Here is a 12,520-nt window from a genome sequence, read left to right as displayed (position 1 = left end):
CACTCAACGCAAGCCCGGGACCAGGGGATTCACCCCGATTCCGAAACGCTGGGCGGTCGAGCGGACCTACGGCTGGCTCATGCTCCATCGCCGCCTGGCCCGCGACTACGAGACCCTCCCCGCCCGCCCCGAAGCCATGATCCACATCGCCATGGCCGACCTCATGACCCGCCGCCTCACCAGCGAGAACACCATCTCCTGGCGCGACCCGACACCGCAGACCAAACAGCAGATTCCGGGATGAAACAACGGGAGAAAACGACCTCTTAGTGCCCGGCCCCAGGAGCGTTCCACCCGCATTACCGCTGCCTGACTGCCTCCCAAGCGCCGTAGAACGCCGCCGGCGCCCCCATTGCAAAGGAGTTCCAACTGGCTGGCTACATAGAAGACCGATGGCTGAAGAAGCGCCCGAATCCGAAAACCGGCAACCGCGATCGCACCGCCATGCACGGCAAGTGCACCCGCTACCGTGTCAAGGGCATTTCCGGCGTCAAGGACCGTTCTTTCGACGCCCTCCAGGACGCCAAAACCTGGCTCGCCCAGGCCCAGACCGACGCACGCCGAGGCGAGTTCGTCGATCCCCGCGACGGGGCCATCTCCCTCAAGGACTACATCGCCACCCACTGGTGGCCCACCCAGAGCGGTGACCCGTCCACGATCGAGCGGATCGAGCAGAGGGTACGGCGGCACATCGTTCCCCATCTCGGTGCTCAGCCGCTCAACGCCATCGGCACGGAAGTCCTGCGCCACTGGAAGAAGCGGCTGGAGAAGGACCTCGGTCCGACCTCCATCCGTCTTGTCCGGGCAACGCTCTCCAGCGTCCTCCAGGCCGCCGTCGAGGACCGTCGCCTCGGACGTAACCCATGTCGGTCCAGCACGGTCGGGCCCCCGCCCGCGACCCCCGGCAGGGTTGAGGCGTGGCCGCCTGAACGGGTGCTCGCAGTACGGGAGGCCCTGCCGGACCGCTACCGGCTCCTCCTCGTGATCGGAGCAGGTCTCGGGCTCCGCCAAGGGGAGGCGCTCGGGCTCGCAGCAGACGACATCGACTTCGAGAAGGAAGTCGTCCACATCCGGCGGCAGGTCAAGATGGTCCGGGCGAAACTGTGCTTCGCGCTCCCCAAGGGCCGCAAGGTCCGGGACGTGCCGCTGCCACGCAGCGTGGGCCGGGCCATCCGGCATCACATGGAGCAGTTCGCGCCGGTGCCGGTCACGCTGCCCTGGGACGACCCGACTCCCGCCGAGACAGCAGTGGAAGCCGAACACAGGCGGCCGAGGACCTACAACCTCCTGGTGACAGGACGCGAGCGGAAGGCCATCAACCGGAACTACTTCAACTCCTACGTGTGGAAGCCGGCTCTGGCCACGGCGGGCGTGATCGCCCCGCTGGAGGAGGGCAGCGCCGACGGAGCTCGCGTGTGGGAGCCGTCCCGGGAGCACGGCTTCCACGCCCTGCGCCACTTCTACGCCTCCGAGGAACTGGAGGCTGGCGAATCGATCGTCTCCCTGGCACGCTGGCTGGGGCACTCCGACCCCGGGGTCACGCTGCGGAAGTACTCCCACTTCCTGCCCCGCGCCGGCGCACGAGGCAGCGCCGCCATCGACGCGATCTTCGCGTAGCCGCGGCCGGTCGGCAGGCCGTGGGGCGTGGCTCGTAGCCCGCCGCAGGCCCAAAGTCCCAGAGAAGTCCCAGAGATGCCGCCGCACCCCTCCTTGACCCGCTAAGCAGCAGGTCAGGATGGGTGCGGCGGCATCCTCACATCAAATGTCCCGGAAGATCTCGATCTGCGCCCCGATCGAGTTCAGGCGCTCCGCGAGATCCTCGTAGCCGCGGTTGATGACGTACACGTTCCGCAGGACGGACGTGCCCTCCGCCGCCATCATCGCCAGCAGGACGACGACGGCGGGGCGCAGGGCGGGCGGGCACATCATCTCGGCGGCGCGCCAGCGGGTGGGGCCCTCCACCAGGACCCGGTGCGGGTCGAGGAGCTGGAGGCGGCCGCCGAGGCGGTTGAGGTCGGTGAGGTAGATCGCGCGGTTGTCGTAGACCCAGTCGTGGATGAGGGTCTTGCCCGAGGCGACGGCCGCGATGGCCGCGAAGAACGGGACGTTGTCGATGTTCAGGCCGGGGAACGGCATCGGGTGGATCTTGTCGATCGGCGCCTCCAGCTTGGACGGCCGGACGGTGAGGTCCACCAGCCGGGTACGGCCGTTGTCGGCGGCGTACTCGGGTGTGCGGTCGTGGTCGAGGCCCATCTCCTCCAGGACCGCGAGCTCGATCTCCAGGAACTCGATGGGAACGCGACGGACCGTCAGCTGCGACTCCGTCACCACCGCGGCGGCCACCAGGCTCATCGCCTCGACCGGGTCCTCGGAGGGGGAGTAGTCCACGTCGACGTCGATCTCCGGCACGCCGTGCACGGTGAGCGTGGTGGTGCCGATGCCCTCCACCCTGACGCCCAGGGCCTCCAGGAAGAAACACAGGTCCTGGACCATGTAGTTGGAGGACGCGTTGCGGATGACGGTCGCGCCGTCGTGCCGGGCGGCGGCCAGCAGCGCGTTCTCGGTGACCGTGTCCCCGCGCTCGGTCAGCACGATCGGCCGGTCGGGGCGTACGGCGCGGTCGACGACGGCGTGGTACTGCCCCTCGGTCGCGGCGATGTCCAGACCGAACCGGCGCAGCGCGATCATGTGCGGCTCGATGGTCCGCGTCCCGAGGTCGCAGCCGCCGGCGTACGGCAGCTTGAAGGCGTCCATACGGTGCAGCAGTGGGCCGAAGAACATGATGATGGAGCGGGTGCGGACGGCGGCCTCGGCGTCGATGGCGCCCATGTCGATCTCGGCGGGCGGCACGATCTCCAGGTCGACGCCGTCGTTGATCCAGCGGGTGCGCACGCCGATGGAGTTGAGGACCTCCAGCAGACGGTAGACCTCCTCGATGCGGGCGACCCGGCGCAGTACCGTGCGCCCCCGGTTGAGCAGCGAGGCGCACAGCAGGGCCACGCAGGCGTTCTTGCTGGTCTTCACGTCGATGGCACCGGAGAGCCGACGGCCGCCCACGACCCGCAGATGCATCGGTCCCGCGTAGCCCAGCGAGACGATCTCGCTGTCCAGTGCTTCGCCGATGCGGGCGATCATCTCAAGGCTGATGTTCTGGTTGCCGCGCTCGATCCGGTTGACGGCGCTCTGGCTGGTGTTGAGCGCCTCGGCCAGCTGTGCCTGTGTCCAGCCACGGTGCTGCCGGGCGTCACGAATGAGCTTGCCGATGCGTACGAGGTAGTCGTCTGCCATGAGGCTGAGGTTATCTCAGATATGAGATGCGGCTCGCTGGAGGGGGCCATTCGGGTGACACCCCGTCAAGGACGGGTGAACCGACTGGGACACCACGGTCCGCTCGCGTTGCCTCGGCATCGGTGTGTCAGGAGCCGGCGTTCTGTCGCACCGCGCCGATCGTCAGCTCGGTGAGCCGGTCGAGGTACTGGTCGTCCACCGGCCGGGCGTGGGTGAGGCGCCAGAACACCGGTGCGATGGTCAGGTCCAGGACCAGGTCGACGTCGTCGGCGGCCAGCTCGCCCCGGTCGCGCGCCCGGTGCAGCGCGGCGCGGGCCCAGGTCACGCGCGGCCCCGTGACATGCTCCGCCACCGCCTCCGCGAGCACGGGGTTGCGGTCGGCCTCGGCGATCAGGTCGGGCAGCACGGCCCGGATGCGCGGGTCGCTGAGCCAGTCGAAGGCGGCCTGCATCACCGCCCGCACGTCACCGCGCAGGGACCCGGTGTCCGGGGCGGGGCCGATCGGGATGCTGAGTTCGACCAGTCCGGCGACGACCATCTCAAGCTTGGACGGCCAGCGCCGGTAGATCGCGCTCTTGCCGACATCGGCGCGCTTGGCCACGCCGTCCATCGTCAGGCGCGCGTAGCCCGACTCCACCAGCAGGTCGATGGCCGCCTCGGTGATGACATCGGTGACCGCCTGACTGAACACGGCATTGCCCGTCGGGGGGCGTCGGGGCTTCGTCATGCGCTCATCCTAACGGAGGACGGGACGGTATCGTCCCGGCCGTGCTACGGTCCAGTGGAACGGACGGAACGGTATCGTCCCGGCCGGATGATGGGGAGGGCCAGCTCATGCGGACTGTTCTTGTCACAGGCGGAACCGGGACCACCGGCAGCCGTGTCGCCGCGTTCCTGCGCACTCGGGGCGTCGCGGTGCGAACGGCCGGCCGGCGCCCGGTGGCCGGCGACGACCAGCATGTGATCTTCGACTGGGCCGACCCCGGGACCTTCGCCGCGGCCGTGGACGGCGTGGACCGGGTGTTCCTGGTGGGCCCCGCTCAGTGACTCCGACCCCGCGACGGCCGTCGCCGGCTTCCTCGACGCGGCCGTCGCGGCCGGCACCCGACGGGTGGTGCTGCTCAGCGCGTCCGCGGTCACCGACGCGCCGTCGGGACTGGGCGCCCTGCCGCCGCTGGTGCGGGCCCGTGTCCCGGAGGCGGCGGTGCTCCGGCCCTCCTGGTTCATGCAGAACTTCGTCGGGAGCCATCCCGTCGCGGTCGGGATCCGGGAGCACGGCCGGATCACCACCGCCACCGGTCGCGGGCGGGTGGCCTTCATCGACCCCGACGACATCGCCGCCGTCGCCGGTCGGCTGCTGCTCGGGGCGCCGATCCCCGACGGTGAGCTGGTCCTGACCGGCCCGCAGGCCCTGAGCTACGACGAGGCCGCCGCCGTGGTCGGCGAGGTCACCGGCACCTCGGTGCACCACACCTCGATCACGGTCGAGGAGCTGACCGCGACGATCGAGGCCGCCGGAGTGCCCCACGACTACGCCCGGGTGCTCGCCGAGATGGACGAGGAGATCGCCGGAGGCAGCGAGGAGCGGATCACCACGACCGTGCAGGACGTGACCGGCCGGGCGCCCCGCTCGTTCCGCGACTTCCTGATCGACGCCCACCGGACCCACCCGGACCGCCCGGAGCGGGCGGTGGCCTGATGCGACCCGTGCTGTTCGCCGACGACCGGCAGTTCTGGTTCGAGACGCTGCGGATCCTCGGACACGCCGCCTACGGCGGATCCGACATCGGCGAGGTGCTGACCACCGACCGTATTGGAGGGCTGGTTCTACCGGCCCTCCCTCGACGGGGCCCCGCGTCCGACGGTGGTGATGCACAACGGCTTCGACGGAAGCGCCGAGGAACTGCACTACCTGGGCGGGCTGGCCGCCCTCGACCGCGGGTACAACGCGCTGTCCTTCGACGGACCCGGGCAGCCCAGCGCGATCCACCGCCGCGGCCTGGCGCTGCGCCCCGACGGGGAGCAAATGGTCGGCCCTGTCCTGGACCACCTCGCGACCCTTCCCGGCGTCGACCACGACCGGGTCGCGCTGATGGGCGTCAGCCTGGGCGGGATGCTCGCCCCACGGGCCGCCGCGCACGAACCGCGCCTGGCCGCCGTGGTCGTCGTCGACGGTGTGTACGACGCCGCCGAGGCACTGACCGGACTGCTGCCCCTGCCCCGCGCGGAGGTCGAGCGACGCACCCGCGCCGATCACGACCCGGCCTTCGACGACCTGCTCGAACGCGCCGCGGCGGACAGCCCCACCCTGCGGTGGGCGTTCGGCCACGGCCGCTACGCCACCGGCAGCGCCACCTCGCGGGAGTTCCTCGCCCGCTACCTGGACTACCACCTGCGCGACGGGGTCGCCGAGCGCATCGGTTGCCCGGTACTGGTCTGCTCGGCGGGCGACGACCTGTTCTTCGCCGGCGACGGGACGACGAAGCCCCAGCCCCAGGAGCTCTACGACCACCTCACCGCCCCCGCGCACCTGCGGCACTTCACCGCCGCCGAGGGCGCCGACGCCCACGGTCACGCCGGCGCCGAACGCCTGGCCATGGCCCGCGTCTTCGACTGGCTCGACACCACCCTGGGCACCATCGGCGCCCAGCAGCACCTTACGGAGATCGCATGAACCTGCGGGAAGTCAGCGACCGGTTCGAGATACAGGACGTCGTCCACCAGCTGGTCCGGGGCTTCGACCGCCGCGACTGGCACACCGTCGAGCACCTGCTCGCCGACACCGTCGTCTCGGACTACACCGCGATGCTGGGTGGTGAGGCGCAGTCGCGCACCGCTGCGGAGCAGACCCGGCACTACCAGGAGCAGCTCGACCCCCTGGACGCGACGATGCACGCGGCCACCACGCTGCTGGTCGACCTCGACGGCGATCACGCCACGGCAAGCGTCAACATCCTCACCTGGCTGCGCCGCGAAGCCGCCCACGACGGCCCGTTGTGGTCCAACGGCGCCGCGGGGGAGATCCGGCTGACGCGCACCGAGGGCCGCTGGCGCATCACTCGGATCACCGTGCGGCCTGCCTGGGCCGTGGGCAACCGAGGCGTCCTCGACCCCGCCGCCTGAACCAGCGCCGACCGGCCCCGCCCTGCTCGCGGCCAGGCCTCGCCAGACACGGGCCGTCTGGGAACCTGTGCTCGGCAGCGAGATCGCACTGGTCGTGTTCGCCGTGACCGTCGGTGACATTCCCGAGGCGCGGCCGGCCGGCGTGGTCGACTTCGGCCTCGTCGTGGTCGTCGCCCTGGCCTGCGTACTGTCCCGCGGCTGGCAGGCCTGGCGACCCGGCACCACCGGCGCGGCGGATGTCGCCCGACTATTGGGTGGAGCGGGCGCGTCGATGGGCCGCGACTCGTTCGCGTGTCGCGCAGCGGCGGGAGCAGTAGCGGCGTTCGGGACCGCTGCCCTGGGTGATGAAGACGTTCTGGCAGCTCGGTGACGCACAGATCCTGCCGGGCGGGCGTTGACGGTCCCAGACGAGAACGGTCAGGGCCATGCAGGACGAGGCGAGGAGCCACTCGTCCCAGGGGGCGTCGTCGTCGTGGTCGAGGTGCGGATGCCAGGGGGCGCTGCCGCCGTGCGAGGTCAGGCGGAGCGGTCCGGTGTGGTCCCGCAGGAGGCGGTTGAGGGTGGCTGCCGCGGCGTCGGCGTGCTCGGCGGCGAAGACCTGCCGCAGCAGGGTGGCGGCTGCGCGCATTCCGGCGACATCGCGGACGGTGAGGTCGACGGGGTCTGTCTCACCGTATGCGCGCAGCACGCCGGCGATGTCGGCCGGGTCGGGGCGCTCGCCGGCGAGGGCGTTGACCAGTGCGGCTGTTCGCCGGGCCGTGGTCAGCACGGAGTGCCGGGTGGACCAGTCGTCGCGGTTCAAGGACACCTCTGGAATGTAACGCATGTTGCTGAGTTTTCCGTTACCTCTGTAACGTCCCGACGATGGGAAAGCGTTACCCGCTCCACCTCTACTTCGCCGGAGCAGTGGCGGCTCGTGCCGGGGACGAGATGTCCGGACCGGCGCTGATGCTGGCGGGATTCGCCCTGGCCGGATCGACCGGCGACGCGTCGTCGCTGCTCGCGGGCATCACGATCTCTGCCGCGCTGGGAGGGCCGGTGCTCGGGGCGCTCCTCGACAGGGCAGGACGGCCGGGACGCCTCCTGGCCGGGGCCCTCGTCCTGTATGCGGCGGGGCTGGGGACGATTCTCGTGGGACTCGGCCGGTCGCCGTTCGCTGTCATCCTCCTGATCGCGGTGGTGACAGGGCTGCTGGGGGCGGCCCTGTCGGGCGGATGGACGGCCCAGCTTCCGCGTGTGGCGCTTGGCGACCGCCTGCCCCGGGCGACTGCGCTCGATGCCATGACGTTCGGCGTGGCGAGTCTGGCCGGTCCGGCTCTCGCCGGCGGCGTGGCGGAGACGCTGGGAGCCCCGACGGCCGTGGTGGTCTCCGTGGTGCTCATCGCCTTGGCACTGCCCGCCGCGTGGATGCTGCCCGCCCGTCCCGGTCCGGCGCGGGGGACTCGGACAACCTCGGTGATCGGCGACCTCGCTGCCGGAATGCGGGTCATCGTCAGAAGGCGGTCGCTGGCCCGGGCGACCCTCACCTCGGTCGTCTCCTGCATCGCCCACGGAATGCTGACGGCGTGCCTCCCGCTCCTGGGCGAGCGTGTCCTGGGCGGAGCCGGCCGCGGCGCGCTGCTGCTCTCCTGCGCGGCTGTCTCCGCCCTGGTGGCCAATGCCGTGCTCGCCCGGTTTCCGCGTTCGGCCGCCCCCGACACGATCATCTGGGCCAGCGCTCTTGTCCAGGCTGCCGCGTTGGCCTTGGCCATGTGGGGTCAACCGGTCGTGCTCGTCGTGGCCGTACTCATGGCGGGGATCGGTGAAGGACCCCGACTGGCCGCCTTGTTCGCAGTCCGCCACCGGGAGGCCCCGGAACGCCTGCGCGGCCAGATCTTCACCACCGGCGCCAGCTTGAAAATCACCGGATTCGCCCTGGGTGCAGCGGTTGCCGGACCGGTCGTGGCCCGGTCCCTTCCAGGCGCCCTGGCCCTCGCGGCGAGTGTGGCCGTCCTGGCGGCAGTGGCCTTCTTCGCGATCCCGGCGGTACGTCCTCGACCCCCGGACGACCGGCCCTGAACGATCGCTCACCCTTCGCTGCGAGAGATCTGCCCGGGCCCGGGCATGACCATCCTGCCCCCATGTACTAGAGTTATCTCGACATCGAGATATCTGCCGAGGCACACCACAGCCGCACACCATCAGCAGTCTGGCAGTAAGGGTTACCTAACTTAGCCTGACCTCAGCGGATCGGCCAAGCCCGCGTGACGGCAGGATGCGGTGGTACGCGCACATCAATGAAGGAGACCGTCGTGTCGGCGAACAGCTTCGACGCCCGCAGCACGCTGCAGGTGGGCGACGAGTCGTACGAGATCTTCCGCCTGGACAAGGTGGAGGGCTCGGCCCGACTCCCCTACAGCCTCAAGGTCCTGCTGGAGAACCTGCTCCGCACGGAGGACGGCGCGAACATCACCGCCGACCACATCCGCGCCCTCGGCGGCTGGGACTCGCAGGCCCAGCCCAGCCAGGAGATCCAGTTCACGCCGGCCCGCGTCATCATGCAGGACTTCACCGGCGTCCCCTGTGTCGTCGACCTCGCCACCATGCGTGAGGCCGTCAAGGAGCTCGGCGGTGACCCGGCGAAGATCAACCCGCTGGCCCCGGCCGAGCTGGTCATCGACCACTCCGTCATCGCCGACAAGTTCGGCACCAACGACGCCTTCGCGCAGAACGTCGAGCTGGAGTACGGCCGCAACAAGGAGCGCTACCAGTTCCTGCGCTGGGGCCAGACCGCGTTCGACGAGTTCAAGGTCGTCCCGCCCGGCACCGGCATCGTCCACCAGGTGAACATCGAGCACCTGGCGCGCACGGTCATGGTCCGAGGCGGCCAGGCCTACCCCGACACCCTGGTCGGCACCGACTCGCACACCACCATGGTCAACGGCCTCGGCGTCCTCGGCTGGGGCGTCGGCGGCATCGAGGCCGAGGCCGCGATGCTGGGCCAGCCGGTCTCGATGCTCATCCCGCGCGTCGTCGGCTTCAAGCTCACCGGTGAGCTGACCCCCGGCACCACCGCCACCGACCTCGTGCTCACGATCACCGAGATGCTCCGCAAGCACGGTGTCGTCGGCAAGTTCGTCGAGTTCTACGGCGAGGGCGTGGCCGCCACCTCCCTCGCGAACCGCGCCACCATCGGCAACATGTCGCCGGAGTTCGGCTCCACCGCCGCGATCTTCCCGATCGACGGCGAGACCATCAAGTACCTGAAGCTGACGGGTCGCGACGCCCAGCAGCTCGCGCTCGTCGAGGCGTACGCCAAGGAGCAGGGCCTCTGGCTCGACCCGGCCGCCGAGCCCGACTTCTCCGAGAAGCTGGAGCTGGACCTCTCGACCGTAGTCCCGTCGATCGCCGGTCCGAAGCGCCCGCAGGACCGTATCGTCCTCGCGAACGCCGCCGAGCAGTTCAAGTCCGACGTACGCAACTACGTCGCCGACGACGACGAGGCGGGCAAGGAGTCCTTCCCGGCCTCCGACTCCCCGGCCGCCAGCAACGGTGTGCCGACCAACCCGGTCACCGTGACCGCCGCCGACGGCTCGACCTACGAGATCGACCACGGCGCGGTGACGGTCGCGGCCATCACCTCCTGCACCAACACCTCGAACCCGTACGTCATGGTCGCCGCCGCGCTCGTCGCGAAGAAGGCCGTCGAGAAGGGCCTGACCCGCAAGCCCTGGGTCAAGACCACCCTCGCGCCCGGCTCCAAGGTCGTCACCGACTACTTCGACAAGGCGGGGCTCACCCCCTACCTCGACAAGGTCGGCTTCAACCTCGTCGGCTACGGCTGCACCACCTGCATCGGCAACTCCGGCCCGCTGCCGGAGGAGGTCTCCAAGGCCGTCAACGACCACGACCTCGCCGTGACCTCGGTGCTCTCCGGCAACCGGAACTTCGAGGGCCGGATCAACCCCGACGTCAAGATGAACTACCTGGCGTCCCCGCCGCTGGTCGTCGCGTACGCCCTCGCCGGTTCCATGAAGGTCGACATCACGCGCGACGCGCTGGGTGTGGACCAGGAGGGCAAGCCGGTCTTCCTGGCCGACATCTGGCCCTCCGAGGCCGAGGTCAACGACGTCGTGGCGAACGCCATCGGCGAGGACATGTTCAACAAGTCCTACCAGGACGTCTTCGCGGGCGACGCCCAGTGGCAGGCGCTGCCGATCCCGAGCGGCAACACCTTCGAGTGGGACGCGGAGTCGACGTACGTCCGCAAGCCCCCGTACTTCGAGGGCATGACGATGGAGACCACCCCGGTCTCGGACATCGCCGGCGCCCGCGTCCTCGCCAAGCTCGGCGACTCGGTCACCACCGACCACATCTCCCCGGCCGGTGCGATCAAGGCCGACACCCCCGGTGGCAAGTACCTCACCGAGCACGGTGTCGAGCGTCGTGACTTCAACAGCTACGGCTCGCGCCGTGGCAACCACGAGGTCATGATCCGCGGTACGTTCGCCAACATCCGGCTGCGCAACCAGATCGCGCCGGGCACCGAGGGCGGCTACACCCGCGACTTCACCGTCGACGGCGGGCCGGTCTCCTTCATCTACGACGCCTCGCGCAACTACATCGAGCAGGGCGTCCCGCTGGTCATCCTGGCCGGCAAGGAGTACGGCTCCGGCTCGTCCCGTGACTGGGCCGCCAAGGGCACCGCGCTCCTCGGCGTCAAGGCCGTCGTCGCCGAGTCGTACGAGCGCATCCACCGCTCGAACCTCATCGGCATGGGCGTCATCCCGCTCCAGTACCCGGCGGGCCAGTCCGCCGAGTCCCTCGGGCTGACCGGCGAGGAGACCTTCTCCATCAGCGGCATCACCGAGCTGAACGACGGCACCACCCCCGCCACGGTCAAGGTCACCACCGACACCGGTGTGGAGTTCGACGCGGTCGTCCGCATCGACACCCCCGGTGAGGCCGACTACTACCGCAACGGCGGCATCCTGCAGTACGTGCTGCGCAGCCTGATCACCAAGTAGGCGATCCGGTACGGCAGTTGGGCCGCACTCCCGGTGACGGGGGTGCGGCCCCTCGCGTACTCCTACAGCCAGCCCCGCTGTGCCGCCCGCACCCCCAGCTGGAACCGGCTCGCCGCCCCCAGCCGGTCCTGCAGCTCGCTCACGCGGCGCCGCAGGGTCCGGAGGCTCACCCCCAGATGGCGGGCCACCGCCTCGTCCTTCATCCCGGCCGCCAGCAGCCGCGTCAACGTCCGCTCGCCCTCGGAGAGTTCACCGTCACCGGTCGGCTGGCCGAGCGGAGTGGCCTGCTGCCAGGCCAGTTCGAAGAGCTTCTGCAGCGCCTCGGTCACCGCCGAGTGCCGTACGACCGCCGCGCAGTAGCCGCCCGCGTCGGACGAGGTCAGCGGAAGCATCGCCCGACGCCCGTCGACCAGCAGCAACTTGACCGGCACCGCGGGCAACACCCGGGCCTGCTCGCCGAGTTCGACCATCTTCCAGGCGTGGTAGAGGACGTCCGGGTCCTCCAGGGCGGTCGCCGCGTAGACCGTGCGATAGACGATCCCACGGCTGAGCAGATCCGACTGGAGGTCCAACTGCGGGGTGCGCGGGGCCAGATACGGGGGAGTGTCGAAGACACACACCTCGTGCTCGGCGCGTGCGTACAGCTCTTCCAGCCGTGCGGCGTTGGCGCCCTCCCCGGAGACCACCTCGACCAGCCGGGACGGCTCCTCGCGCAGCAGCCCCGCCTCGTACGCCGTCGCCATCTCCTCGGCGGTGGCGGCGAGCAGCTCGGACTCCGTCTCACGCCGCCGGATCAGCGCACGGATCGCCACGCGGGGGTCGACCGCGCGTAACCCGCCCATGGAGTCCGGCGGTTGCAGCAGACCGAGCGCGAGCAGCCGGTTGCAGGACTCGCGGACCCGGGCCGGAGTGGCACCGGTCAGCAGCGCCCAGCCGGCCGCGCCCGCGTCGGGCTGGTGGAGGATCGACTGGTACACCAGCTCGTCGAAGGCGGAGACCCCCACCGCGGACCAAGGGCTCGCGGCAGGGGCCTGTCGTGCCGTGTCGTATGCCGTGTTCACCATGTCCCGGCACGGTAGACGATCTTTGTTAAGGCTGTGCGC

Annotated in this window: 12 protein-coding genes; 8 read left to right on the top strand and 4 right to left on the bottom strand. The window is 70.2% G+C overall.

The window, feature by feature from the left end; all coding sequences use genetic code 11:
* A partial coding sequence (locus ACFPIH_RS02215; protein WP_381166663.1) for a transposase occupies positions 1-244 on the top strand: 244 nt, incomplete at its 5' end.
* A 200-nt stretch (positions 245-444) separates the two neighbouring features.
* Entirely contained in the window at positions 445-1,617 is a 1,173-nt protein-coding gene (locus tag ACFPIH_RS02210; protein WP_381166661.1) for a tyrosine-type recombinase/integrase, read from the top strand.
* Positions 1,618-1,758: 141 nt separating this feature from the next.
* Here the strand turns inward: ACFPIH_RS02210 and ACFPIH_RS02205 are convergent, their stop codons facing one another.
* Both ACFPIH_RS02205 and ACFPIH_RS02200 read right to left on the bottom strand, forming a co-directional pair.
* A complete protein-coding gene (locus tag ACFPIH_RS02205) occupies positions 1,759-3,288 on the bottom strand; it encodes a UDP-N-acetylglucosamine 1-carboxyvinyltransferase (RefSeq protein WP_381166659.1) in 1,530 nt (509 codons plus the stop codon).
* Positions 3,289-3,415: 127 nt separating this feature from the next.
* A complete protein-coding gene (locus ACFPIH_RS02200; protein WP_381166657.1) occupies positions 3,416-4,015 on the bottom strand; it encodes a TetR/AcrR family transcriptional regulator in 600 nt (199 codons plus the stop codon).
* 107 nt (positions 4,016-4,122) lie between these two features.
* Between ACFPIH_RS02200 and ACFPIH_RS02195 the strand changes: the two genes are divergently transcribed.
* From ACFPIH_RS02195 to ACFPIH_RS02180, 4 genes are all read left to right on the top strand, one after another.
* Positions 4,123-4,335: an NAD-dependent epimerase/dehydratase family protein gene (locus ACFPIH_RS02195; RefSeq protein ID WP_381166655.1), complete on the top strand. Its 213-nt coding sequence runs from the start codon at positions 4,123-4,125 to the stop codon at positions 4,333-4,335.
* A 67-nt stretch (positions 4,336-4,402) separates the two neighbouring features.
* The gene (locus ACFPIH_RS02190; protein WP_381166653.1) at positions 4,403-4,987 is read left to right on the top strand and encodes a Rossmann-fold NAD(P)-binding domain-containing protein; all 585 of its coding nucleotides are present in this window, start codon (positions 4,403-4,405) and stop codon (positions 4,985-4,987) included.
* A gap of 114 nt (positions 4,988-5,101) precedes the next feature.
* Positions 5,102-5,962, top strand: a complete 861-nt coding sequence (locus tag ACFPIH_RS02185; RefSeq protein WP_381166651.1) for an alpha/beta hydrolase family protein — start codon at positions 5,102-5,104, stop codon at positions 5,960-5,962.
* The gene (locus ACFPIH_RS02180; RefSeq protein WP_381166649.1) at positions 5,959-6,411 is read left to right on the top strand and encodes a nuclear transport factor 2 family protein; all 453 of its coding nucleotides are present in this window, start codon (positions 5,959-5,961) and stop codon (positions 6,409-6,411) included. The genes ACFPIH_RS02185 and ACFPIH_RS02180 overlap by 4 nt, the downstream gene beginning before the upstream one ends.
* 247 nt (positions 6,412-6,658) lie before the next feature.
* Here the strand turns inward: ACFPIH_RS02180 and ACFPIH_RS02175 are convergent, their stop codons facing one another.
* Positions 6,659-7,237: a CGNR zinc finger domain-containing protein gene (locus tag ACFPIH_RS02175; protein WP_381166648.1), complete on the bottom strand. Its 579-nt coding sequence runs from the start codon at positions 7,235-7,237 to the stop codon at positions 6,659-6,661.
* Positions 7,238-7,275: 38 nt separating this feature from the next.
* On the opposite strand from ACFPIH_RS02175, the gene ACFPIH_RS02170 reads away from it, so the two are divergent.
* The gene (locus ACFPIH_RS02170) at positions 7,276-8,469 is read left to right on the top strand and encodes an MFS transporter (protein WP_381166646.1); all 1,194 of its coding nucleotides are present in this window, start codon (positions 7,276-7,278) and stop codon (positions 8,467-8,469) included.
* A 233-nt stretch (positions 8,470-8,702) separates the two neighbouring features.
* Positions 8,703-11,417 (top strand): aconitate hydratase AcnA, encoded by a 2,715-nt coding sequence (gene acnA / locus ACFPIH_RS02165; protein ID WP_381166644.1) that lies wholly within the window; start codon positions 8,703-8,705, stop codon positions 11,415-11,417.
* Between the two features lie 62 nt (positions 11,418-11,479).
* On the opposite strand, the gene ACFPIH_RS02160 is transcribed toward acnA, so the two are convergent.
* Positions 11,480-12,481 (bottom strand): helix-turn-helix transcriptional regulator, encoded by a 1,002-nt coding sequence (locus ACFPIH_RS02160; RefSeq protein WP_381166642.1) that lies wholly within the window; start codon positions 12,479-12,481, stop codon positions 11,480-11,482.
* Between the last annotated feature and the right edge of the window lie 39 nt (positions 12,482-12,520).

It is taken from the genome of Streptomyces vulcanius (assembly GCF_042653945.1).
Classification (GTDB): Bacteria; Actinomycetota; Actinomycetes; order Streptomycetales; family Streptomycetaceae; genus Streptomyces; species Streptomyces mangrovi.
The sequence above is the reverse complement of the archived record's forward strand: the minus strand, read 5'-3'. Positions and strand labels throughout refer to the sequence as shown.

What these genes read in the sequence shown, in the direction of transcription:
- ACFPIH_RS02210 (WP_381166661.1), top strand. Translation starts at nt 445, where the DNA reads ATGCACGGCAAGTGCACCCGCTACCGTGTCAAGGGCATTTCCGGCGTC.
- ACFPIH_RS02205 (WP_381166659.1), bottom strand. Translation starts at nt 3,288, where the DNA reads ATGGCAGACGACTACCTCGTACGCATCGGCAAGCTCATTCGTGACGCC.
- ACFPIH_RS02200 (WP_381166657.1), bottom strand. Translation starts at nt 4,015, where the DNA reads ATGACGAAGCCCCGACGCCCCCCGACGGGCAATGCCGTGTTCAGTCAG.
- ACFPIH_RS02195 (WP_381166655.1), top strand. Translation starts at nt 4,123, where the DNA reads ATGCGGACTGTTCTTGTCACAGGCGGAACCGGGACCACCGGCAGCCGT.
- ACFPIH_RS02180 (WP_381166649.1), top strand. Translation starts at nt 5,959, where the DNA reads ATGAACCTGCGGGAAGTCAGCGACCGGTTCGAGATACAGGACGTCGTC.
- ACFPIH_RS02175 (WP_381166648.1), bottom strand. Translation starts at nt 7,237, where the DNA reads ATGCGTTACATTCCAGAGGTGTCCTTGAACCGCGACGACTGGTCCACC.
- ACFPIH_RS02170 (WP_381166646.1), top strand. Translation starts at nt 7,276, where the DNA reads ATGGGAAAGCGTTACCCGCTCCACCTCTACTTCGCCGGAGCAGTGGCG.
- ACFPIH_RS02160 (WP_381166642.1), bottom strand. Translation starts at nt 12,481, where the DNA reads ATGGTGAACACGGCATACGACACGGCACGACAGGCCCCTGCCGCGAGC.